This is a genomic window from Hoyosella subflava DQS3-9A1 (assembly GCF_000214175.1).
Lineage (GTDB): Bacteria > Actinomycetota > Actinomycetes > Mycobacteriales > Mycobacteriaceae > Hoyosella > Hoyosella subflava.
Map to the genome: position 1 here is coordinate 4373126 of NC_015564.1, position 24138 is coordinate 4397263.

At 62.1% G+C, this 24138-nt stretch carries 15 protein-coding genes; 4 read left to right on the forward strand and 11 right to left on the reverse strand.

Going from position 1 to position 24138, the window contains the following annotated elements; all coding sequences use genetic code 11:
* Window positions 1-619: 619 nt before the first annotated feature.
* Window positions 620-6079: an ATP-binding protein gene (locus tag AS9A_RS20320; protein WP_013809030.1), complete on the forward strand. Its 5460-nt coding sequence runs from the start codon at window positions 620-622 to the stop codon at window positions 6077-6079.
* Window positions 6080-6173: 94 nt separating this feature from the next.
* Here the strand turns inward: AS9A_RS20320 and AS9A_RS20325 are convergent, their stop codons facing one another.
* From AS9A_RS20325 to AS9A_RS20340, 4 genes are all read right to left on the reverse strand, one after another.
* Entirely contained in the window at window positions 6174-6854 is a 681-nt protein-coding gene (locus AS9A_RS20325; RefSeq protein ID WP_013809031.1) for a response regulator, read from the reverse strand.
* Window positions 6851-8263 (reverse strand): sensor histidine kinase, encoded by a 1413-nt coding sequence (locus AS9A_RS20330; protein WP_049793803.1) that lies wholly within the window; start codon window positions 8261-8263, stop codon window positions 6851-6853. The genes AS9A_RS20325 and AS9A_RS20330 overlap by 4 nt, the downstream gene beginning before the upstream one ends.
* A gap of 33 nt (window positions 8264-8296) precedes the next feature.
* Complete coding sequence (locus tag AS9A_RS20335) at window positions 8297-9637, reverse strand: TrkH family potassium uptake protein (RefSeq protein WP_013809033.1); 1341 nt, start codon at window positions 9635-9637, stop codon at window positions 8297-8299.
* A 208-nt stretch (window positions 9638-9845) separates the two neighbouring features.
* Window positions 9846-10700 carry an ion transporter gene (locus AS9A_RS20340; RefSeq protein ID WP_013809034.1) on the reverse strand — a complete coding sequence of 285 codons (855 nt, stop codon included), beginning with the start codon at window positions 10698-10700 and terminating at the stop codon, window positions 9846-9848.
* 89 nt (window positions 10701-10789) lie between these two features.
* On the opposite strand from AS9A_RS20340, the gene AS9A_RS20345 reads away from it, so the two are divergent.
* Both AS9A_RS20345 and AS9A_RS20350 read left to right on the forward strand, forming a co-directional pair.
* Complete coding sequence (locus AS9A_RS20345; protein WP_013809035.1) at window positions 10790-12208, forward strand: M20/M25/M40 family metallo-hydrolase; 1419 nt, start codon at window positions 10790-10792, stop codon at window positions 12206-12208.
* Between the two features lie 123 nt (window positions 12209-12331).
* Entirely contained in the window at window positions 12332-13669 is a 1338-nt protein-coding gene (locus AS9A_RS20350; RefSeq protein WP_013809036.1) for an NCS2 family permease, read from the forward strand.
* On the opposite strand, the gene AS9A_RS20355 is transcribed toward AS9A_RS20350, so the two are convergent.
* Window positions 13670-13861: a DUF1918 domain-containing protein gene (locus tag AS9A_RS20355; RefSeq protein WP_013809037.1), complete on the reverse strand. Its 192-nt coding sequence runs from the start codon at window positions 13859-13861 to the stop codon at window positions 13670-13672.
* A 122-nt stretch (window positions 13862-13983) separates the two neighbouring features.
* Here AS9A_RS20355 and AS9A_RS20360 point away from each other — a divergent pair, with 122 nt between their 5' ends.
* The gene (locus AS9A_RS20360; protein WP_083826717.1) at window positions 13984-14553 is read left to right on the forward strand and encodes a lytic transglycosylase domain-containing protein; all 570 of its coding nucleotides are present in this window, start codon (window positions 13984-13986) and stop codon (window positions 14551-14553) included.
* 173 nt (window positions 14554-14726) lie between these two features.
* Here the strand turns inward: AS9A_RS20360 and AS9A_RS20365 are convergent, their stop codons facing one another.
* From AS9A_RS20365 to AS9A_RS20390, 6 genes are all read right to left on the reverse strand, one after another.
* Entirely contained in the window at window positions 14727-15692 is a 966-nt protein-coding gene (locus tag AS9A_RS20365) for an NADPH:quinone oxidoreductase family protein (protein WP_041452302.1), read from the reverse strand.
* 27 nt (window positions 15693-15719) lie between these two features.
* The gene (locus AS9A_RS20370) at window positions 15720-18884 is read right to left on the reverse strand and encodes a type 2 lanthipeptide synthetase LanM family protein (protein WP_013809040.1); all 3165 of its coding nucleotides are present in this window, start codon (window positions 18882-18884) and stop codon (window positions 15720-15722) included.
* 74 nt (window positions 18885-18958) lie between these two features.
* Window positions 18959-19252, reverse strand: a complete 294-nt coding sequence (locus tag AS9A_RS20375; RefSeq protein WP_013809041.1) for an NHLP leader peptide family RiPP precursor — start codon at window positions 19250-19252, stop codon at window positions 18959-18961.
* Between the two features lie 79 nt (window positions 19253-19331).
* Complete coding sequence (locus AS9A_RS20380; protein ID WP_013809042.1) at window positions 19332-19646, reverse strand: NHLP leader peptide family RiPP precursor; 315 nt, start codon at window positions 19644-19646, stop codon at window positions 19332-19334.
* Window positions 19647-19688: 42 nt separating this feature from the next.
* Window positions 19689-22220: an NHLP bacteriocin export ABC transporter permease/ATPase subunit gene (locus AS9A_RS20385; protein ID WP_013809043.1), complete on the reverse strand. Its 2532-nt coding sequence runs from the start codon at window positions 22218-22220 to the stop codon at window positions 19689-19691.
* Window positions 22213-24072 (reverse strand): ATP-binding cassette domain-containing protein, encoded by a 1860-nt coding sequence (locus AS9A_RS20390; RefSeq protein WP_083826619.1) that lies wholly within the window; start codon window positions 24070-24072, stop codon window positions 22213-22215. Before AS9A_RS20390 ends, AS9A_RS20385 begins: the two co-directional genes overlap by 8 nt.
* Window positions 24073-24138 lie beyond the last annotated feature (66 nt).

The following is a 24138-nucleotide window of genomic DNA, read 5'->3' on the forward strand; positions in this document are numbered from 1 at the left end:
GCCTATTCCTAATCTACTTACCGGTAACAATTCAGATTCCGGCGCCTTCCGTCGCTTCGCAGGCAAGCTCGAGTGCGTTCGAAACCGTTTATTACTCGCTAGTAATTTACCCGCGGGTAAGCTGCCCGAATTTCGCATACTGCCAGCTACTTCCGGGTAACAAACAACCGTGACTGAAGTGTGATTTGATTCACCCACAACGCCAAGGCCACTGCATATCAGGGTAATTCGCGCGAAACAACGCGGCTCTATTGTAAAAGCCTGGTTGATCGTATTTGGTTACATGTGACAATCTGTTCGCCATGCTGCATGATTGTGGTGCTGGACGGCTGTTATCCAAAAGGATACGGATGCACTCAGGGTTGATTGCGGCCGAGCAGGTGCACAGTTCCGGCATCACGGCTGACACACACTCGCCGCGCGGAAAACCGACGCGGGAGTGAATTGTGTGAGCCGGTTCTGCGCGCTGACGGCACACCCGTGCGCGTAGGCATTCGCTCAGCGAGGAGAGGCGCTGAATCGCGGCCACATCTGGCCAAAGCGACACCGGACGACGGGGTCCTTTGATGTATTACGACCAATCACGTCGTCACTAGGTTCCACAAGAAACGGGGCAGGGATGTTCACACGTATAGCTATAGTCAACCGCGGCGAGGCCGCTGTACGCCTGATTAGGGCTGTTCGCGAACTGAATGCTGAGCACAACTACGGTATTCGCGTCGTCGCGCTCCACACAGAAGCCGAGCGCGGCGCACTTTTCGTCAGGCAGGCAGACGAGGGCGTTACACTCCGCCCCTCCACCACTGCGGCGACCCCCTACCTTGACCATGCCGAACTTGAGCGCGCCCTCGTCGAGTCGAAGGCCGACGCCGTGTGGGTCGGCTGGGGCTTCGTCGCTGAGGATCCCAACTTCGCGGATCTCTGTGCCCGCCTTGGTATTACCTTCATCGGTCCCAACTCAGACGCGATGCGCTTGCTTGGTGACAAAGTCGAAGCAAAACTCCTCGCCGAGAAGGTCGGCGTACCCGTCGCACCGTGGAGCGGTGGCCCGGTCGAAACCCGCGCAGATGCGCGACGTCACGCACAAGCAATCGGCTATCCGCTGATCATCAAGGCACGCAGCGGCGGTGGCGGACGCGGGATCCGCAAGGTCTACTCGGAGGATGAACTCGAACTCGCACTCGAGCGAACTCAGGGCGAAGCGCAGCGCTCCTTCGGGGACCCAGTTGTTTTCATCGAGCGACTAGTCACCGAAGCGCGCCACGTCGAGGTTCAGTGCATCGCCGACTCGCACGGAAACGTCTGGGCACCGGGCGTGCGCGACTGCTCGATCCAGCGCAAGAACCAGAAGGTCATCGAGGAATCTTCATCACCGCTGCTCAACAAGGAACAGTCCGATCATCTGCGGAAGGCCTCGGCTGAGCTTGTCCGCGCTGCCGGGTACTGCGGCGCCGCGACCGTCGAATACCTTTACCAGCCTGAACAGAAGATCTTCACCTTCCTCGAGGTCAACACACGCCTGCAGGTTGAGCACCCGATCACCGAAGCAACCACCGGTCTCGACCTCGTGAAGCTCCAGATTCACGTTGCAGGCGGCGGCGAACTCACTGGCGAATGTCCACGTGAATTCGGGCATGCCGTCGAAGCTAGGCTCAACGCCGAGGACGCGGACAACGGATTCGCGCCGGCTCCTGGTTCGGTGCAGCTGCTCAAGTTCCCGCTCGGCTCGGGGCTGCGTGTCGACACCGGCATCGCGCAAGGCGACGTCATTCCTCCCGATTACGACTCGATGGTTGCCAAGATCATCGCGTGGGGCAAAGACCGCTCCGAGGCGCTAGCCCGCCTGCGCACTGCGCTGCGTGAAACCACCGTTGTCCTGCATGGCGGCACCACCACCAAGTCGTTCTTGCTCGCGCTCCTCGACCGGGACGAAGTGATCTCAGCGTCCGCCGATACCGGCTGGCTGGACCGCTCCGGCGTCGGCACCTCAAGCGACCCCAACGCAACCACCTCCACCAAGGCGGCCACGGCTCTGCTCGCGACAGCGATCGAGGTCTACGACGCGGAAGAGGCAGTCGAGCGTGAAGCCTTCCGCTTGTCAGCGCGCGGCGGACGTCCGCGTGCAAGCCACGCCATCGGCCGGAAGATCGAACTCAACTACCAGAACCACGCCTATGGCCTTTTCGTCACGCAGATCGGCCCGAACCGGTATCGCATCGAAGGCGACTCCGGCGACCTCGAGGTCGACATCGAACGGCTGGGTAAGTTCGAAAGTCGCGTCGTCGTCGCTGGTGTTCGCCACCACGTGGTTTCTGTCAAAGGACCGGCCAGCTATCTCGTTGAGGTCGATGGCATCAGCCATCAGATCACTCAAGACGAGGCTGGCGTAGTCCGAGCACCGGCTCCCGCTGTCGTCGTCGCTGTTCCCGTCGCTGAAGGGGACGACGTCGAGGTCGGGGACACGCTCGTCGTGCTCGAGAGCATGAAGATGGAGACCGCAGTCCGCGCCCAGGTGGCTGGCCGCGTTCGCGAGGTGTTCGCGGTCGTCAACTCACAGGTCGACGCCGGTGCGTCACTGGTCCGGGTCGATGCACACAGCGAGGCCACGGAAGCCGTCGAGACACCAAGCGTCGAGTTTCCGAAATCCGCTGAATCCCAGTGTGACGCACTGGAGTTGCTCACCTCGTTGGGTGCGCTTCTCACCGGATACGACGTTGACGGGACACGTGCCCGGTCACTGCTCGCTGACTACGAACGGCTCCTCAGCGCTCACACGGCGCTGACCGACTCCAACAGCGAAGTCGTTCACGCGGAACTCGCCCTGCTGTCGACATTCGCGGACATCTGCGAAATCTCACGGAACAGGCCCATCACCGGTGATTTCGAATCCGATGAGCGTGTCCACAGCCCGCGCGAACACTTCCACACCTACCTGAAGTCGCTCGACGCGGACATCGAGGGGCTCCCCGAATCCTTCAGATCGAAGCTCAGTGGAGCACTCCGCCACTACGGTGTCACAGACCTCACCCCCTCACCCGAACTCGCAGAAGCCGTTTACCGCCTCTTCCTCGCGCTACAGCGCATGGAGAACCAAGTCCCTGTCGTGTCAGCGCTGCTCGAGCGGTGGCTCGTCAGCACTGCAACAACACTGCCTGATGAACTCGAAGAGGTCCTCGACCGCCTCATCACAGCAACGCAGCTTCGCTACCCAGTCGTCGGCGATCTGGCGCGCAACGTGCGGTTCCGCATTTTCGTCGAGCCCGTCATCAGCAAGGCCCGCGGCGAAGTAACCGACCGAGTACGCGGCGCTCTCGAGTACCTCTCAGAGAACCCTGAATCGGCGGATTACACTCAGCGTGTCCGCGAACTGACGCGCACACCGGAACCGCTAATCGACCTGCTCGCAGGGCGCATCGAACGGCCCGGGCCACTTCTCGAGGTCATCACGCGCGCCTACTACAAGATCCGCGAGCTTGAGGACGTAAAGGCATTCGAACGTGGCGGGCAGCAGTTCGTCACCGGCTCATTCCAGCTCCTCGGCGATCGGATCGAGCTTGTCTCTACGGTCGGTGAGTATTCCCAGCTGTCCGAGATGCTCCGTGCGGTTGATGCTGTCGCACCTGCCGACCGGAAGAACCTCGTGCTCGACCTGTACCTCTCCTGGCCGGGAGCGTCCACCGACTCGGATGCTGTCGCTCAAACGCTCCTTGCGGAGCTGAAGGGCGCGCTGACTGCCCGCCGATTCACGGTGACCGTGTTCGGCGCCGGAGCCGCGAGCCGCCAGTTCACCTTCCGGCCTGAGAACGGCGGACTCCGCGAAGATCGCATCATCCGTGACATGCACCCGCTGACCGGGCAGCGTCTCGACCTGTGGCGTCTGAAGAACTTCGAAGGGGTACGTGTTCCCAGTGCTCCCGACACCTTCCTCTTCCACCTGAAGGCGAAGGAAAACCCCGCCGATGAGCGCCTTATCGCTCTCGCTGAGGTGCGTGACGCGACAGTCCAGCGGGATGACTCGGGCCAAGTGGTTTCCTTGCCTTCCTTTGAGCGCACGCTGACCGCTTGCCTCAACGGAGTGCGCCGGGCACAGGCCAAACGCGGTAGCAAGCGCCGCCTGGACGCGAACCGCGTCATGATCTACTACTGGCACACGCTGGACCTCAGCATCGACGACGTGCGGACTGTCGCCGGAAACCTCACCCCGCTCACGGTGGGTGCAGGGCTTGAGGAAATCACCGTGATCGTCTGGATGCCGGGAGAGGGCAAGGAACTCACCAGGCGCGCCCTGCGGTTCTCGTACCGGACCGGTGACGGAGTCGTCCTTAACATCACCGAGCCACCAACCGAGCCGCTACAGCCGATGGACGCGTACACCCAGAAGGTGCGCAGCTCCCGGGCACGCGGGACGATCTACCCATACGAGCTCATTCCGCTGCTCACAGGCCCAGAGGGTTCCTTCGTCGAATACGACATCGACGATAGTGGTGTGCTCGCGCCGGTGGACCGCCCGTACGGCGACAACAAGGCCGGCCTGATCGTCGGCAAGGTAACCACGCCCACGCCGCGTTACCCAGAGGGCATGACACGGATCGCGCTGTTCGGCGACCCGACCAAGGCGCTGGGCACGGTCGCGGAAGCCGAGTGCTCCCGGCTCGTCGCGGCAGTCGATCTCGCTGAGGAACTTGGAGTTCCGGTCGAGTGGTTCGCACTCTCGTCCGGCGCAAAGATCTCTATGGACAGCGGTACCGAGAACATGGACTGGGTGTCGCGTGGCCTGCGTCGGCTCATCACGTTCACGCAGAAGGGTGGCGAGGTCAACGTCATCGTTACCGGTATCAACGTGGGCGCGCAGCCGTACTGGAACGCGGAGTCCACGATGCTGATGCACACGAAGGGCATTCTCGTGATGACCCCGGACAGCGCGATGGTGCTGACCGGCAAGAACTCGCTTGACTACTCAGGTGGGGTGTCGGCCGAAGACAACTTCGGCATCGGTGGTTACGACCGTGTCATGGGCCCGAACGGCGAGGCCCAGTACTGGGCACCGAACCTGACAGCTGCGTGCGAGATCCTGTTCGCGCACTACGATCACGCGTATGTCCTGCGCGGCGAGCGCTTCCCCCGCCGTGCCGAGACGACCGACCCGATCGAGCGCGACGTCCAGACCTTCCCGCACGTATACCCAGGCAGCGACTTCACGACAGTCGGTGACATCTTCTCCTCCAAGACCAACCCGGAGCGGAAGAAGCCGTTCGACATTCGCACCGTGATGCGGGCCGTCGTCGACCAGGATCACAGCGTGCTCGAGCGCTGGGCAGATATGGCCGACGCCGACACCTCCGTCGTCTTCGATGCGCACCTCGGCGGACAGCCGGTCAGCGTAATCGGTATCGAGTCCCGCGCCATCCCGCGTAAGGGCTGGTTCCCCGCTGACGGTCCGGACCAGTGGACGTCGGGCACGTTGTTCCCCGCGTCATCGAAGAAGACTGCCCGCGCGATCAACGCGGCATCCGGCAACCGGCCGCTCGTCGTCATGGCGAACCTTTCCGGATTCGACGGCTCACCCGAGTCACTGCGCAGCATCCAGCTGGAATACGGTGCTGAGATCGGCCGGGCGATCGTCAACTTTGACGGGCCGATCGTCTTCTGCGTTGTCTCCCGCTACCACGGCGGTGCGTTCGTGGTCTTCTCGAAGGCCCTGAACGACAACATGGAGGTCCTCGCTATCGAAGGTTCCTTCGCCTCCGTCATCGGTGGTGCACCAGCCGCGGCTGTGGTGTTCTCCCGCGAGGTGAACACGCGCACCGCCGCTGATCCCACGGTGCAGGATCTGGAAGCGAAGCTCTCGGCAGCCGAGGACCAGGCAGACAAGGCGCACCTGCAAGTCGCGCTCGCAGCACAGCGCTCAGCGGTGCGGTCGGAGAAGCTAGGCGAGGTTGCGGCTGAGTTCGAGGCCATTCACAACATTCAGCGTGCACAGCAGGTCGGTTCCGTTGACGCGATCATCCCGGCAGCTGAGCTCCGGCCGCACATCATCGGTGCGGTACGCCGGGGAATGGCCCGGGCGCTGAAGGGCTAGTCCCGTCTAGCTCGCACCAGACACCACCCCTTTGTGTCAGCCACAACCTCTATGGACGTGGTGGAAGGCACATCGGGGTGGTGTTCGGCGTTGCTCAGTCCGCGAAGCGGTAACCCATACCCGGTTCAGTCAGCAAGTACCTCGGACGCGACGGGTCGCCTTCGAGCTTGCGGCGCAGCTGTGCCAGGTACACCCGCAAGTAGTGAGTTTCGGTTCCGTACGAGGGCCCCCATACCGCCTGGAGCACTTGTTTCTGAGTGACGAGTCTGCCGCGATTCCGGACAAGCAACTCGAGGATCGACCACTCGGTGGGTGTCAAATGGACGTCGCTGCCGTCGCGGCGCACGCAGCGGGCTGCAAGATCGATAGTCAGCCCGTCTGCCTCGACTACAGTGTCTGGCGTGCTTTCCACGGTCTGCGCTCTTCGAAGCGCAGACCGGAGTCGCGCGAGGAACTCGTCCATCCCGAAGGGCTTCGTGACGTAGTCATCGGCCCCCGCGTCTAGCGCCGCGACCTTGTCCCCTGAGTCGGTTCGTGCGGACAGCACCACGATCGGAACCGTCGACCAGCCCCGGATGCCATGTATGACGTCTGTGCCTTCGATATCCGGCAGTCCCAGGTCGAGGACAACAATATCTGGCTTTTCCGTTGCGACAGCACGCAGCGCGGCCGAACCATCAGCCGCCGTCTTCACCGTGTAGCCGTGTGCAGCGAGGGTGATCCGCAGGGCACGCAGGATCTGATTTTCGTCGTCAACAACGAGTACGGTCGTCATCCCTCCCCTGCTCCCGCATACTCCACCGCGGGAAACGCGCAGTTCACAGTCAGCCCGCCACCTGGTGTTTCCGCGACCTCGATTGTCCCGGCCATCGCCTCGGTGAACCCCTTGGCAACTGACATTCCCAGCCCAATCCCTGTTGTCATATTTCGGTCCCCCCGTCTTCGGAAGGGGGCAAATGTCTCGTCACGTGGCCCTAGCGGGAGCCCAGGGCCGTGATCGGCTACCGAGATCACCACGTCGTCGGAAATTGCGCGAACCGTGATCGTGACACCCTTACCTCCATGACGCAGCGCGTTATCCGCGAGATTGGCGATTACTCGTTCGAGCAGACCTCCATCCGCCAGAATTTCGGGCAGGTTATCGGCAATGTCGAGGGAGATCGAGTCGCTCTCAGTCACATGGCGCAGCGCACGGGCGATGGCATCTTCCACTGCGAGATTTCCAAGGTTCGGACGGACAGCACCCGTGACCAGGCGGGATGAATCGAGCAGGTTGTCCACGAGACCGCTCAGCTGGGCGGCCGACTCGTCGGCGACGCTCAACAGTTCCCGCCGGTCCTCAGGGGAGAATCGCAGCTGCTCATCCTGCAGCGAGCCAATCGCTGTTTTCAGCGACGTCAGCGGTGTTCGAAGGTCGTGCCCAAGCGCGGAAAGCAGCGCATTCCGTAGCGCGGCCGCGTCAGCCTGTCGCTCAGCCTCGGCCGCCGTCGCTGACATACGCTGGTGACGCAATGCGAGCACGGCCTGGAAACCCGCAGTCTCCAGTACAGCCCAGTCATCCCGAGCAAGCTCGTTACCAGCGACAACGAGCCGGACATCTGGACTGACCTGAACGACCTGTATCTTCACCTCGACTGGTTTGCTCGGCTGACAGCGCGCGTGGTCAGTCGTGTGCCAATGCGTCCCGTCAAATTCCTCGAGCGCGGCCGACTCTAGCTCGAAGTCTTCAGTGATCCGCGCCAGCAGCCGATCCGCTGGATTATCGTCGAACAGGATGATGCGCGCGAATGAGAAGAGAAGCGCAGCTTCCCTTCTCGCTCGTTCCGCTTCAGCGGCGCGCACCGCCGACCTGTTGACGACGATGGCAACCAGGACTGCCGCTGCCACCATGACAGTCAGGGTCATAATGTTTTCGGCATCAGCGATGAACGGTGTATGAAATGGCTCAGTGAAGAAGAAGTTCAACAGCGCGGCGCTGAGCACGACAGCAGCCAAGGCTGGGAGCAAGCCACCCACTACCGCCGTGACGACAACGATCAGCAAGAACGTCATCGCGATGTTGGCGAACGCCACATGATTCTTCAGCGGCAAGAACGCGACTGTGAACAGAGCGGGAAGCACGTACGCTGCGAGCCAGCCGGATCGCCGCCGCGCTTGCGATAGGGCCGATCTCCCTAGAGCCATGGCATCAGCATCCCAGAATTGTTACCCCGATAGTCACCCAACGATCGGCCGTTCCTCAGGTAATTCGTACCGGCGTGGCCGCTCTTGGAGGGCCAGCGCGGATGCCAGCATGATTGGTCCTACCCGGCCTAACAGCATTAGGACTACGAGTATGAGGTGGGCGATCACCGGCAGATCGTCAGTGATTCCCATGGACAACCCAACCGTCCCGAACGCTGAAATGACCTCGAACATCACCACATCTGTTTCGTGGTCAGTGACGGCCAGGATCGCGACGGTCGCGCTGACCACTGCCGCGACGCCAAGAAGTGCGACCGTCAGAGCCTGGCGCTGTACGGATTCGGCAAGTTTTCGGCCCATCACGTGAACTGTGGGGTGTCCGCGCAGTTCGGCGAAGATGACGTAGCCGAGGAGCGCGAAGGTCGTCACCTTGATGCCGCCGGCTGTGCCCGCGCTGCCGCCGCCGATAAACATCAGGACATTCGTGATGAGGACAGTCGCAGAGTTCATGTCGCCGACTTCAAGCGAGTTGAATCCGACGGTCCTCGGTGCGAGACCCTGGAACACACCGCCTAGAAGCTTCTCACCGAGAGTGAGCTGCCCGAGAGTAGCCGGATTCGCCCATTCAAACCCCATGACAGCAACGATTCCCACCACCGCGAGCGCCGCGTGGGCGAGGATTGTGATCTTGGTGTGCAGCGTCCACTGCCGGTGCTGCATTCGCCCGCGACCCTTCTGCGCTGCGATGACCTGCTGGCGGAAATACCTCCCCACTTCGAAGAGCACAGGAAATCCGAGGGCCCCCAAGGTGAAGCCGAGCATCAGCGGCATAAGGATGAACGGATCACCGACGAACTGCATCACGCTATCCGCCTGTAGCGCGAAACCCGCATTATTGAAGGCCGAAACCGCGTGAAACACCGCGAACCCTGCTGCAGCGGCAGCGGAGTCGGTATACGTGACGTAGTACCGGACGCCGATCAGAACAGCGATGACAATCTCGATGAGCAAGCTCAGCCGTACGACACCAATCACCACCCGGCGTACATCGCCGATACGCAGGTTCTTCGTCTCCGTGTGTGCTATGAGCTCCATACGCATCCCCATGCGCCGGGCAACCAGCATCCCGAGCAGCGACGCCACCGTCATGATCCCGAGGCCTCCAACCTGGAAAAGACACACGATCACGACCTGACCGAACACCGACCAGTAACTCCCCGTGTCAACAACCACCAGCCCTGTCACACACACAGCTGAGGTTGCGGTGAAGAGGGCCGATACAGGATCGGTCCACTCAGCTTTCGCTGATGCGAGGGGCAGCATCAGCAGGACCGTGCCGACGGTGATCGCCCCCGTGAACCCGCCGACCACCACCCGCGCAGGGTACTTTCCAAAGGTCCTGAACGCTCTCCGAAGGAAATCCTTCCGATCCCGATACTCCCGAGCGGGGGCTAATGCGCGCACCTGACTAGCATTCCGCGGTAGCCGCGCGCCGGGACCGACCTTGATGCGATATTGACGTTTCAGCCAGCCATCTTTGCGCCCTCTTAGCGGCTACCGCAGCTGTGCTTTCTCGTGCGCCTCATCTCGGCAACCTACGTTCGAGTTCTTCCAGCCGCGTGCTCATGCCGCGCAGCAGATCCAGCATCTCCTCACGCTCAACATGGGCCTGTTGTTCTGACTGGGCACGCTCCTGGCGCTGCTCCATCTCGTGCACCTCTTGGGTCGCACTGACGATGATGGCGATGAACAGGTTCAGCACCATGAAACTCGAAATGAGAATGAACGGCACGAAGTAGACCCACGCGTAGGGGTACTCCTGCATCACCGGCCGGGCGATGCCCATCGACCAGCTTTCGAGAGTCATCACCTGGAAGAGGCTGTAGATGCTGCGGCCCAAAGTTCCGAACCAGTCGGGGAACCGTTCCCCATACAGCTCGGTGCCCATCACCCCGAAGATGTAGAACATCATGAGCAGGAGGGCCGCTGACCATCCAATTCCGGGCATGGCCTGCATCAGTGACTCGACGAGCAAGCGCAGCCGTTTGACGGTCGATAGCAGTCGCAGCACACGCAGGATGCGCAAGGTGCGGAGGATCGCCAGCGGTCCCGATGCGGGTATCAGCGAAATACCGATGATCAGGAAGTCGAAAACGTTCCAGCCCGATTTGAAGAAGCCCGGACCGAACGCGACCAGCTTGATGAGGATCTCAACCACGAAGACCGCAAGGATCAACTGGTTCACAAGCTGCAGCGGTCCCCCAACCGCGTCACGCGCCGCGTCCGACGTTTCGACGCCGAGTATTGCCGCGTTGATCAGGATCAGCGCGGTGATAATGCGGCGAGCCAGTTGCGACTCGATGCGTTCACCTAGCCGCCCTCGCCAGCCTGGATCACTGCGCTCGCCAATCTGGTCCTGTTCCGTCTCCACTGCCATGTACCTGTCCACCTCACGACTGTCTGCGCGCGGAGCTTAGCCGACCAGGCACAGTCCAGTCATACTCGCGAGCAGCTAGCATCGGGATCGTGGACAGGACCGCATTACACGAGGCAGTCAGTATCCGATGGAACGAGGCGGTATCGAGCCTCGAGGGATTTGTGCGCATCCCGGCACTCTCGCCCGCATTCGACCCCGACTGGGAAACGTCAGGTCACCTGAATTCGGCGATCAACCATCTTTACGACTGGATCCGCACAAGGGACCTCCCCGGGGCAACAGTCACCGTCGAGAAACTTCCCGGCCTGACACCGCTACTCATGGTGGATATGCCCGCGACCTCTGATGCCGCATCTGCCGGGACGACTCTGCTGTACGGCCACCTTGACAAGCAGCCCGCACTGGACGGATGGTCGGAAGGCCTCGGCGCGTGGGAACCCATACGGCGGGACGGGCGCCTGTTCGGCCGTGGCTCGGTCGACGATGGATACGCCGGCTACGCGGCTATCACCGCAATAGAGGCGATCCGGGCAACCGGCGGGGCGCATGGCCGCTGTGTACTGCTGCTGGAAACGAGTGAGGAGTCGGGCAGCCCGGACCTGCCCGCTTACCTCGACCACCTCGCTGACCGTCTCGGCAGCGTGGCGCTCGTGGTGTGTCTTGACTCCGGTGCAGCAGATTACGAGCGGCTCTGGCTGACGACATCGCTGCGCGGTCTGGCATCGGTGAGCGTCACGGTATCGCTGCTGCGAGCCGGGGTCCATTCCGGGATGGCGGGGGGCCCGGTGGCGAGTTCGTTCCGGATCGTGCGGCAGCTGCTCGACCGGCTCGAGGACCCGGCCACCGGAGCGATACTGCCCCCCGAGCTGACAGCGGAAATCCCCGCTGACCGGATCGAGGAAACTCGCGCTACCGCCGCTACCGTTCCGGGTGCCTGGCAGGTTTTGCTCCCACTGCGTGACGGAGTGCAACTTGACAGCGACGACGAGGTAGAGCTTCACCTGCGCAACACGTGGCGGCCAGCACTGGAAGTCATCGGCGCCTCTGGCCTGCCCAGCCCTAGCGACGCCGGAAACGTGTTGCGCCCGTCGACGACGCTGCGCCTCAGTTTCCGGCTCCCGCCCACGATCAACGCCGATGTCGCACTCGACGCGATCACTCGCGCCCTCACGGCCAACCCTCCACGCGGTGCGCACGTCGATGTAACGGACGCAGAGGCCGCAAACGGCTGGAACGCACCCGCTACTGCGGAGTGGCTGAAAGACGCCCTCGACAGCGCGAGTGTAGGCGTGTTCGGTCAGCCCTGGCGCGCGCTCGGTGTCGGCGGATCGATCCCGTTCATGGGACTGCTGCATGAGGCGCACCCCGACGCCCAGTTCGTGATCACTGGAGCACTCGGTCCGGACAGTAACGCGCACGTTCCCGATGAGTCGCTGAATCTCACCTATGCAGAGAAGGTGACAGAGGCGATTGCGCTCATTCTGGACAAGGCCGCCCGCGATAGTTAAATCCGCAACAATTGCGATCTCGCTTGCCGTGTAGCGCACACGCAACACTATCGTCATCACTGATCGGCAGAATCAGCACGCGAAGAGCAATTAAGTCTGGGGACGAGGCAGGGAGATCGCGCAATGACGAGCTTGAAAACGGCGCCGAAGCGTGTCTCACGAGGCGCCGACCGCTTCTTCCACATCACCGAACAGGGCACGACCTTCAGGACTGAGGTCGTGGCTGGTACGACGACCTTCCTCGCGATGGCGTACATCCTTTTCGTCAACCCGCAGATCCTCGGGTCCGCGGGGATGGATGTGCCCGCGGTGTTCGTCGCCACCGCCCTCGCGGCAGCCCTCGGGTCGCTCGTCATGGGTCTCTGGGCGCGCTACCCGATCGCGCTCGCCCCGGGTATGGGGCTCAATGCGTTCTTCGCGTTCACCGTGGTGCTCGGTATGGGGATTCCCTGGGAGACGGCACTCGCGGGCACCTTGGTGTCTGGCGTGCTGTTTTTCATCCTCGCTGTCACTGGTGTGCGGGGCGCGATAATCCGGGCGATCCCCCTCAACCTCAAATTTGCAACCGGCGCAGGTATCGGACTCTTCATCGCCTTTATCGGCCTACGGAACGCGGAAATCGTCGTTCCCGATGAAGCCACCACGGTCACGCTCGGTGATCTGTCTCGCCCCGAGACACTGCTTGCGCTGTTCGGCGTTGCCGTTACCGCTGTGTTCTTGATCCGCGGCTTCAAGGGCGGCGTCTTCTACGGCATGATCCTGACAGCGGCCGCCGGGATGATTACGGGCCTGATCTCTGCCCCGGATGCCGTCGTCGGCTCAGTTCCGAGCCTCGCCCCGACGTTTGGTGTGGCGTTCGGGAACCTCGGGGAGCTGATCACCGCCCAGATGCTTGTTGTCGTTCTGACGATGCTTTTCGTGGACTTCTTCGACACGTCTGGCACCCTCATCGCCGTGGCCAACCAGGCAGGGTTCCTCAAGAACGGCGAGCTGCCCCGCGCGAATCGCGCTCTCATGTCCGATTCGGTGGCGACCATGGGCGGCGCCGTACTCGGTACCTCAACAACCACGTCCTACATCGAGTCGTCCGCAGGCGTTAGCGCGGGTGGGCGAACAGGCCTGACCTCGGTCGTCACGGCCGGGTTCTTTCTGCTGTCCCTCTTGTTTTCGCCCCTACTCGCCGTCGTCACACCTGAAGTGACAGCTCCAGCGCTGATTATCGTGGGTGTTTTCATGGCGAAAGCGCTCGGTGACATCGAGTGGAACAAACTCGAGTACGCGATCCCCGCGTTTGCGACCGTTGTAGCGATGCCGCTGACATATTCGATCGCCAACGGCATCGCGTTCGGTTTGCTCCTGTACCCGCTTCTGATGGTGGCGAAGGGACGGTGGCGCGACGTCCATCCCATCACCTATGCGCTCTTTGTTGTGGTGATCGCGCACTTCATCTGGCTTGTTTAGTTAGCCGCTTGACGGATGCTCGATCTGGATATCCGAGCCGGGGTACACGATGGATTCGTGCCCATCATCGAATCGGACGCGGTAAGGCGGTTCACCATTGCTGCCCTGCACCTCGAGAATTTCGGCTTCATGCTCAGGTGCACCGACCGTGCCGCTCTTGAAGTGGATACGGTCGCCAGCTACTGCGTGCATTGCTACCTCCCCTAGTAAGTGACTAGCGTCACACTCCATTCTGTTCGGCACAGCCGGGGTTAGCAATGCGTTTCGCCACAGTCACTGGCGCGGCGGGCGATTCGTGGGCACACTCGCGGAGGATGAAACGTGCAATCGTCCTCCCCCCGCTGGCCGCAGCGTTCGCGCTAGCGGGCTGCGGCGATTTCGCGCAATCGCCTGACTACTACCCGCGAACTGTCTCCTCCGGCTTCAACGAAGAGTTCCGGACGTGGATCAGCCAGGCAGCAGGCCAGTGTGAAGCGATCACACCATCGATCCTTGCTGCGCAGATCGAAGCCGAAAGCAGCTTCCGCACCGATGCCCTTAGCCCACGCGGCGCTATGGGCCCGTCTCAGTTCATCCCGGAGACGTGGGAAATTTGGGGAGTCGACGCGGACGGCGACGGTGCCGCCGATCCCTACAGCATCCCCGACGCTGTGACCGCGCAGGCTGCATTCATGTGCGACAACCACCGGCGTGCCGCTGAAGGTGTCGCTGCGGGAACGCTTGAAGGTGACCCGCTGGACCTCGCGCTCGCCGCCTACAACGCCGGATTCGGTGCCGTGCAGCGATCCGGGGGGCTGCCGTCAGGCGGCGAATACACGAGCGAGACGCAACCGTACGTGGCGCGAATCCGCGAACGCGAAGTGGTTTATCTGAGCTCAGAGTGAGGACCAGCCCGCCTTATTCGCCTCACGGCGAGTGGCGCATCGCGGCTCCAGCCGGACGGTATTCCGCGAAGGCAATTCTGTTTGAGCCCGGGGGATACGACGGGCTGATCCAGCAGTTCCAACAGTGAGACCCGCGGACATATTCCACGGCACTGACACGAAGCGGAAACAACTCACCGCGTTGCCAGGATTACCTTGCCGGTCGCACGGCGTTCGTCGAGCGCACGCAACGCGTCAGCCGCACGGTCCAGCGCAACGACCTCACCCACTACCGGTGCCAGCGCACCCGATTCGAAATGCGGCGCCAGCGCACGCCACTGCTCCTGGAGATACCCGGGATTGCTCAGCCAGAAGGCACCCCAGCCAACACCGACAAGATCGATGTTGTTGAGGAGCAACCGGTTGACCCGGACAGAAGGGATTTCTCCCGCGGTGAAACCGATAACGAGGTGGCGGCCTTCCGCGCGAAGGCAGCGCAGCGAGTCAGTCATCCTGTCCCCACCGACGGGGTCCACCACGATGTCGACACCGGCAGGGAACTGTTCCTTCACCGCGTCCCGGAACCCGGCCGCGAGGATCGTGTGGTCAGCGCCGGCGTCGCGTGCGACCGCTGCCTTTGAGTCAGACGAAACCACCGCAATGACCTCGGCCCCGAAAGCCTTCGCGACCTGGATTGCTGCCGTGCCGACGCCGCCGGCGGCGCCGTGAACCAGGACGTTCTCGCCCGCGGCGAGACGCCCGCGGCGCAGCAGCGCGAAGTGCACCGTCAAATAATTCATCGGGATACCCGCGCCGGCCTCGAACGAGACGTTGTCCGCGAGCGGAAACACCACTGCAGGATCAACCGCGACGCGCTGCGCGAAACCACCGAGTCCAGGGAACGCGACCACCCTGTCCCCCGGTTTGACATGCGACCCCCCGGGCGCACTGACGACCACTCCCGCCACTTCGGATCCCGGTGTGAACGGCAGCGGCGGCTTGATCTGGTAAAGACCACGCGTTTGAAGGACATCGGGGAAGGTCACGCCTGCCGCGTGAACATCGATCAGGACTTGATTGTCGGCTGCCTCAATGTCTGCCACGTCCGCGATTTCGATCGCGTCCGGCCCGTCGAGGGTTGTCACCTGAACTGCTCGCATGTTCCACATCTACCAGGCGGACATTTATCACCTTGCCGGGGGCTCCCAGAGAAGCACCGATGGAAGCAGTTCCGGATCCTCTAAGCGGAGCAATTCGTAACCGATACCCGAAACCCCGGTGAAAAGCCCGGGCTGCCGGACCCCGCTCGGCAGCAGGTGCGACAGCGAGAAACCACCGCGTGCTTGCGCCGCTTCAATAAGCTGAGTGGCGGAAAGCTGGGCCTCTTCCACTAGGTCGGTGAGGCCTCGCGCTCGACCAGCGGTCAGCAGAGTGTCAACAAGACCAAACCTGCCGCAGCACAGGATATCCGTCCGATTCGACTCATTGACTGCCCGCTGCGCCACGCGTATGCCCAGTTCGAGGTCTTCCGCCGCGACACCGTGTTGCGCTAACCCCAAGCGACTCAGCGCGATTCCAGGGCCACCATGACACCAGGCTTGCTCGAACGACACACCCCTGCGCCTCCCCGGGACTGGACGCAGGTCCGGCCAGTTCTGCACCTGTGAATCGAACACCGACCGCTCGTACATCACCGCTTCGGTGGCGGCATTGAGGTAACGGTCATCAGCGGTCAATTCGTGCAGTTTCCCCAATGCGTACGCGATGCCGGCTGCGCCATGTGAGAAGCCAGTAAGCAATACCCCGTCACCCGGAGAACGCCACGCCCGGAACCCCGTCGAGCTCTCTACTCTCGACTTGAGAAGCATGTCTCCGCACTCCGCGGCAATACGCAATACGGCATCGTCGTGTGCGACGGCGTGTACCGCAAGCAGGCCGAGAATCAGGCCCGCCGTTCCCGACATGACGTCGTGAGACTCGTCCGAGGGCGCCGAGACCAAGGCAAGGTCGAGCGCATCCTCCACGAATTTCTGGCCTCCCAGTAAGGCCGATATCAGCACCGCCGCGTACATGATGGAGGCTGTGCCAGAACCGGCTCCACATCCGAGATAAGCGAAGGGGGCATCGGGCCGGGGGGATTCCCTCTGTTCGTCCTTTATTGTCGTCCAGCATTCGATCGCAGATTGCCGGTAGGTCTCTTCCTGCGTCGAGGCGTACAGCGCCGCGTAGAAGACAGCGATGCCCGCGACACCGTCGTACAAGTTCGCGCTGAGCGGTTTCAGCTGCAATCGTTCCGTATCGGCCACGAACTGAGGCGCCACCCACGTTCGGGATCCGTCATCGCCGCGGATCATCGTCTCGTCAAGCCGTTCAGCGAGCGCGCGGGCCATAGTCAGATAGCTCGCCTCATTTCCAGGAGCCTGCAGGGGCACACTCGGGATCTCTCTGCGTACATGGATCGTCGTATCGATGATTCGCAGCTGGTCGGCGAGTGCTTCAGCACTGAGCTGCCGCAGCCCCTCGGCGACAGTCGCGTAACTTGACTTCGGAAAGAAATCCTCGATGACAGTTCCGTCGTCACAGTGCAAGTCCACAGCGTCGGCGCGCGCCGTGAATACCGGCACATCGAGGCGGTAGAGCGCCGCGCGTTCGGCGGCAAGCGCTGCTCTTGTTGTTTCCTTCACCGAGTCGCGAAGGCAGCCGCGCCCGAGTTGCTCAAAGCATATTGCCGCGTCAAAGCCGTCACGCATGCGCTCCGGGGCCTGGCTCAATGCACTCAGCAGGACACCGTAAATGACGGTGCCCCTGAGTACCACCCGGCTGTGCTGCTCCTTGAACGCAAATAGCGGCCCCGTGTCCGCGAGCAACTCCTGACGCGTTCGCATCAGGCAGTGGTACATCGTGGCATATCCATCGCGGACTTGATCCACGAACGCCGACGGCGACACGGGCTGCCCCCCTATCCGGGGCACGTTGCTGACGACACGGGCCGACGTAGCCCTCATCTCGAAGGACATACGATCTGTGTTCGCATCTACCCAGCGCAGGACACGATCACCGAGCTCTCGATCCTCGCCGCCAGAGAGGCCGCTGGCGTCGTAGGCAGACCGCCGGTCACGACTGAGATTCCAGTGCGGTAAATAGCCCGTTCGAAGTGCCGTGTTCTCGATCCATCGCTGCGCCCGCCCCTGTGCGCTGCCGTCACGGTAACTCGTCTCCGCAGCAAAGCGATGATGGAAAAGCGTTTCGGCGTCGATCAATACGGGAAACTCCCCAGCCGCGACGATGTTCTCGTAGTGGCAATCTGTAGCGTCGAGATGGTGCAGCAGACAGAGCAGTCCCCCGGACCGCCGATAGAACGCTTGTATTGCTTCCGGGGTCGCGCACTCGTCGTTACTCGCGTACTCCACCCACCCGTAGCTACCTTTGTCCACAACGCAGAGTGTCTTCATGCGCTCAGGGCTCCCGTGGGAGTTGAGCCAGTCCAGCAGATCATTGAACAGCCGCTCCATACCGACGCTGCGCGGCTTGTACACAACGCGCGTTCCCGACGAGAACTGCAGAATCGACACCCGCCTTCCCGTGCGATGCGAGTCGCCTGAACCGTCGATGCGCACGACAGTTCCCAGATCACTTCCCGCATTGAAGGACTCGCGCAGCAGAGGCAGATCTGAAGCGAGTCGCGACTGCAACTCAATAACAGCATCGATGCGGGCCAGCGTCGCCTGACTAAGGATCCGCACCAGCACGGGGTACTTGTGCTGCGTTTCCCGCCAGCCGCCACGCAACATCCAATCAGTGAATTCACGGTACGACTCGCGTGTGGGCGCGACACCGGCAGCGCGTTCCATCACGTCATTCGCCGAGCTTCGCCGCGGCCGGAACGCGACAAACTCCGTGTACAGCACCCGGGCGGCCCAACGACTCAACTCTCTGGTTAGCTCGGCGGCCATTTCCTCGAAGGCCGCGGCCGACCAGTTCGCATCCCTCGTCCCCCGACGATGCAACTCGTGACGGAAGAACTCGGTGAAAGGCAGAAGCACGTCGGCGAACGCGTGCTCGGTTGCAGGCCGAGACGTGGTGTGTTTCGGCTGCGCTAGCGCCTCGTCAAGCACAGTCTCCCAGGCCCGCCCATCGCCTGCATCGCGCGGTGCCTTGCCTGTCATTCGATTGACATCCGCGCCCGTCAGCAGGTTGGCCGCGCAGTCAAGTTCGCTCAGTGATGCATTCGCACCGAGAAGGTTTCGCACCCACGCTTGCTTGCGTCTGGTCGTGAGGGACCCGGAGCCGTCCGGCTCCCAGTTCCTGCGCTCAAACGGAAAGGCAGCACGTGCAATGTCCTCATCAATCATCAGAACGCCCAACTACGAGTAGGGAGACTGCGCGGAACCCACTGCCTTACCGAAGAGCGAGGAGACCACATTGCTCAGGAGAGATAATTAGTCCGCCAGTCGATACAGTCGAGGCGATTACCCCCTCCCGCGACTGCCGCAAGTTCGTCCTCGGAAAGTTCAGCGTCCGATTTCGGCGCCGGGGGCAGCACGATGCAGACCTCTTGTGGGGACTCTTCCACAATGCGCAGGGACACGTCGCTGGGCCACTCCACGCCAAGCTCCTGCGACACCGCCGCGGCCGGGTCGCTCAGAAGCGCCCGCCGGAAATCAGAATCACTCTGTGCCTTACTGACAACTCTGTCGATAACTTCCGTCCTCGTAAACATTTTGTCTCCTTTCGGGTCAGGGATGAGTAGTGGAGTGCGGTGTGGTCCAAGACTTTTCCCGAACCACACCGCGGGCTTGTCAGCAGTCGCCGATAATGCTTCCCATTCCGCAAGTGGCGCCCCATGAACAATCGGTGTGGTGGCTTCCTCCGCCAGCGACTGACGCGAGCTGGTCATCTGATAGTTCTCCGTCGCCCTTCGGCGCCGGAGGCAGCACGATATAGACCTCCTGTGGGGTCTCTTCAACAACGCGCAGCGACACGTCGCTGGGCCACTCGGCGCCGAGTTCCTTAGACACCGCAGCAGCCGGGTCGCTGAGCAGCGCCTGCCGGAAATCGGAATCACTCTGCGCTTTGCTGACAATTGTGTCAACCGTTTCTGACCTCTTCGACATTTCTCCTCCTGAGAGATAGTGGGGTGTACTTCTTTTGGATCACTAGTCCTTTGGGGTTGCCATCTGCCTCCTTGCTAGTTCCCGGAACGGCCCGTCGTGAGCCATCAATTCAGTGAAAGTTCCAAATTCTGCGATTCGTCCTTGTTCGAGCACATATATGCGGTCAGCATTACGAATCGTCGAGAGGCGGTGCGCGATGACAATGCGGGTTGTGCGGAGTTGCTCAAGGCGTTGCGAAACCGCCGCTTGTGCTTTGTCGTCGAGCGCACTCGTCGCCTCGTCGAGCAACACGATCCGCGGGTGCCGCACGAGCGCGCGCGCGATCATCATCCGCTGCACTTGGCCGCCAGAGAACGTGAGACCGCCCTCCCCGACGATTGTCTGCATCCGCATCGGCATTCGTCTGATGTCATCCGCCAGATCGGCAGCCTCAGCCGCCCTCCACGCATCGTCTTCAGTTGCACCCGAGTCTCCGACAATCGATGTCAGAATCGCGCCCGGAAGTGGCGATGCGTTCTGCATCACGACACCGAACTGCCGCCGCACCAGCGACGCGTCAAGAGAACGCAAGTCCTTGCCGTCGTACGCGACGACACCAGCAGTCGGGTTATCCAGACCTAGGATCAGTCGGAGCAGCGTCGACTTGCCCGACCCGGAGTGCCCGGTGATAGCCACGAACTCGCCCGGCTCCACCTCTATGGAGATCCCCGAGAGCACCGATTCGTCGATACCGGGGTAGGCGAACGAAACCGCGCGGACCGAGACCTTTCCCGTGAGCGCGCCCGGTTGTTCGGATCCGGTCCGTTCAGCGGGTTCGTCGAGTATCACCTTCACCCGGTGCCAGAGTGGAACTACAGCGAGCAGCGGACCTATTGCGAATGCCAGTGTGGTCAGTGCGGCTGTGAATTGCCCTGCGGCAGTAAGAACAGCGAGGAATCTGCCGTCGGAGATGTCACCCGCGAATCCTGCCGTCACCGACGCATAGAAGCTCAGCGCGAGGATGGGCGGCAAAGCTGCAGTGATCGCCGTGACCCATGCTTGCGCGGTCGAACCGAGGTACGTCGCACGCTGCTGGGCGCGATAGCGAATGGCCCATCGTGCAAGAATCCGCTGTTCCGCGCCCGCCACGCGAACTTTGGAAATCGAGCGAATCACTTGGTAGATCATCGCGGTCAGGTTGCCCATGTCTGTCAGCGCTGTGGATTGCTGGCGCACCGACCTGACATTGAGCATGCCCAAAGCGACAAGAACCGCGCTGATCACCAGCAGTGCGACCAGGCCCAATTCAGGCGAATAGACGAACAGCACCCCGACGCTGATCAGCGAGAACACCATGCCGAGCAGCGCCGTCAGAACACCACCCGAGACAAGCTGCCGGATCTGTTCCAGGCCCACGGCCCGTGCCGCCAGGTCTCCGGTGTCATACTTCCGGAAGAATTCACTGGGCAGGCGAAGGAGGCGATCGGTCAGCCCCGGCTCGAGGACGGCAGCCACTTTCCCTTCGAGCCGCACGCTGACGACATTCTGTGTGTAGGTGACGAGGGCGAGCGTGACAGCCGCACCCGCCAGTAACGCGGTCACCGCCGCTAGCAGACCCGACGCTTGGGTGGGGAGCACCGATCCGAAGACCGCGGCGACCGCCAGCGGCGTCACCAGTGCGACAACTCCCGCGAGCAGACCGAACCCGAGCAGCCAGCCCAGATCGCCGCGCACGGTCTTGAGCACGGACCGCGAGATCGCTCCTGCGGAAGCGTCTTCCGGAAACGGCGCATACACGACATAGGCCGTGGAACTGAAACGTGCTGCGAGATCACCGTCAATCTCACGCACGCGGCCATCGGCCGGGTCTCGCATGACGTAGCCAGCACGCTGCGGGATGAGCGCGATGGGTATCGAACCGTTCTCTGCGAAACCGAGGTAGGCGGCGCCAGGCCGCTTCCACCAGCGCGACGGCAATGTCACCACGCGAGAGCGGCAGCGCGCGGCCCGAAGCTGCATCTGTATGACATCGCTGTCCCCCGCCGTGACACGGTCAACGGGCGGGAACGTAACTCCGAGGTACCCGCCCAGCTCATCGAGCACGGACGTAAGCTGACCGATCTGGGTGACCGACGGCCTGAAGGGCGTTGCCGAGCCATCCATCACCGTGGCCAGTCCCGCTATTGCTCCCTGGAGGGCTTCACGCTGCTGCGCAGATAGTGACGCGATCCGTTCAGGTTCGGCGGCGATGGCGTCGGCGATCCTCTGCACTGTCGACTTAATCGAGTCGTCGAGTGTTTGCACATTCGCGGTGGCTGGGATCTCGTCCGACGGGACCAAGGCCACCTTCGTTTCCGGGCCACCTACAGCGAGAAGCCGCCAGCCGTCCGGGACTGTGTCACGAGCCGTCCGCAGCAGCGCATGCGGGCCGAGCGTTGCAAGGTAGTGCCGCCTGGCTGAATCTTTCCGCGTCAGAAACAGATTCAGAGTCCCCTGTGCAACATACAAACCGCCATCAGCCGCAACATCGAACGGCTGGTTGCCGCTCGCCGGCCGGACATTGACAGTGCCAGGGAAGTCCTGTGGTCTAGTCATGGGACACCAGGTCCAAATATCGCCCACGATGGCGGATCAGCTCATCGTGCGTACCGCTCTCGATCACTTTGCCGTTCTCGAGGACGAGAATCTGATCACAATCGCGGATCGTCGACAGGCGGTGCGCCACAATCAAACACGTACACCCGCGGCGGCGGAGGTTCGAATCAATCTGCGCTTCCGTTATGGTGTCGAGGGCGCTTGTCGCCTCATCGAGGATGAGAATTGTGGGGGACGAGGCGAGCACTCGCGCAATCTCCAGTCGCTGGCGCTGCCCGCCGGAGAGGTTGTTGCCTCCTTCGCTCAGCACATGCGCAAAGCCCCCGGACTTCGCCTCGATATCGTCAGCAATACACGCGTCGTTCGCGGCGGTTGCAATATCAGTAGCGGCGACTCCCTCACTGAACAAGGCGATGTTCTCAGCTACCGTCGCACTGAAGAGCATGATCGACTGGTCCACTTTTCCCAGTGAAGCCGTCATGACAGCGCGGGGAACTTCAGCGCGAGGACGGCCATCAAACAGAATCTGGCCCGACCATGGCTCGTGAATTCCTGCGACGAGACCGGCGATCGTTGACTTTCCGCTCCCTGAGACTCCCACCAGGGCGACTCGCGCGCCCGGTTCAAGGACAAGGCTGAGGTTCTCGACCAGCGGCGGATCAGTCGTGACGTATCCGAACGTGATGTCCTTGAGTTCTACCTTGCCGGTGAGCTTTCCCGTCGCAACCTTTACTGGCTCGTCCTCACGCACGGCCGTGGGCTGCTGGAGTACGTCGTCAATCTGCATCAGCCAAGCGGACGCGTTCTGAAACTGGCTGGCAACCGAAACGACTTGGCCAATCGGTGCAAAGAAGGATGCCGCGAGCACGTGGAATGCGATGAGTTCGCTCAGGCTGAGACGCTGCGTAATCACCAGCATTCCGCCCAGACCGAGAATGACAACGACGTTGAGCGACGCGAGAAGCACTGGCACTGCGAGCAACCCTTGCGTCAGAACTCCGAGCCGCTGCTGAGCGTTGACAGCGCGGGCCTGGATACCCGCCCACCGCGCGAAGTACTCATCCTGAGCGCCGGTGGCCTTGATCCCATCGATCATGCCGATGCCAAGAAACGTATAGCCGCTCAATTGGATGAGAGTCTGCTGCAGGTTCTGATTTACAGCAATTCTCGCGCGCGAGACCGCTACCAGCGCTATCGCGTTCAACGCGGCCATCGCGATTGCAGCGAGCGCAAGCGGTGTGCTGACAACTATCAGCACCGCCGCGAATATCACCATCGTTAAGGCACTGATCGCGGCCGTGGCGAGCTGGCCCGATACAAGGCCGGCCAACTGAGAATTGAGCTGCACGCGTGTGACGAGTCCGCCCGGTGACCGTGCATCGAAGAATCGGATGGGCAGCCGAAGCAGGTGCGAGAGGAACGTCGCTGACATCCGGATAGAAACGACGATGCGCACACGTGTCAGAAGCAGTTGCTGCAGCAGAGTCAGGGCAAACGACAGCACCAAGACAACTGTGCCGATAACCAGCACGGGCACAATCCAGTTATCGTTACCGGCCCTCAGAACCTCTTCGACGAAGATCGCTGTGAGCACAGCAGCCGCGGTCGTCGGCACGGTTATCAACAGTCCTGTGATGACGGCGAGAATGACACCCCGGGAAGAAAGGCCGAGCAGGCGCATCAGACGAAGAAATTCCGGATCACGCCGAGGCCTTTCGTGCACGCCGAAACTGGCCCCAGGCTCGAAGGTCAGCGCTATCTTGCTGTATGCCTCATCGAACTCGGTAGCGCTGGTGATCGTGGTGATCCTCGGTCCGACCAGCGACGACCGGTGCCTCCCCGACGGCGGCATCACCGGAGGCGGCGGCGTGCCCGCCGGCGAGCTCAGCCTGCCGGTCGCCGAGGGCGACTACGTCGT

Bases quoted from the DNA above. Each gene is read 5' to 3' on its own strand.
- AS9A_RS20390 (WP_083826619.1), bottom strand. From the start codon at position 24,072: ATGCCGCCGTCGGGGAGGCACCGGTCGTCGCTGGTCGGACCGAGGATC.
- AS9A_RS20385 (WP_013809043.1), bottom strand. From the start codon at position 22,220: ATGACTAGACCACAGGACTTCCCTGGCACTGTCAATGTCCGGCCGGCG.
- AS9A_RS20365 (WP_041452302.1), bottom strand. From the start codon at position 15,692: ATGCGAGCAGTTCAGGTGACAACCCTCGACGGGCCGGACGCGATCGAA.
- AS9A_RS20330 (WP_049793803.1), bottom strand. From the start codon at position 8,263: ATGGCTCTAGGGAGATCGGCCCTATCGCAAGCGCGGCGGCGATCCGGC.
- AS9A_RS20350 (WP_013809036.1), top strand. From the start codon at position 12,332: ATGACGAGCTTGAAAACGGCGCCGAAGCGTGTCTCACGAGGCGCCGAC.
- AS9A_RS20320 (WP_013809030.1), top strand. From the start codon at position 620: ATGTTCACACGTATAGCTATAGTCAACCGCGGCGAGGCCGCTGTACGC.
- AS9A_RS20370 (WP_013809040.1), bottom strand. From the start codon at position 18,884: ATGATTGATGAGGACATTGCACGTGCTGCCTTTCCGTTTGAGCGCAGG.
- AS9A_RS20355 (WP_013809037.1), bottom strand. From the start codon at position 13,861: ATGCACGCAGTAGCTGGCGACCGTATCCACTTCAAGAGCGGCACGGTC.
- AS9A_RS20375 (WP_013809041.1), bottom strand. From the start codon at position 19,252: ATGTTTACGAGGACGGAAGTTATCGACAGAGTTGTCAGTAAGGCACAG.
- AS9A_RS20360 (WP_083826717.1), top strand. From the start codon at position 13,984: ATGAAACGTGCAATCGTCCTCCCCCCGCTGGCCGCAGCGTTCGCGCTA.
- AS9A_RS20325 (WP_013809031.1), bottom strand. From the start codon at position 6,854: ATGACGACCGTACTCGTTGTTGACGACGAAAATCAGATCCTGCGTGCC.
- AS9A_RS20380 (WP_013809042.1), bottom strand. From the start codon at position 19,646: ATGTCGAAGAGGTCAGAAACGGTTGACACAATTGTCAGCAAAGCGCAG.
- AS9A_RS20340 (WP_013809034.1), bottom strand. From the start codon at position 10,700: ATGGCAGTGGAGACGGAACAGGACCAGATTGGCGAGCGCAGTGATCCA.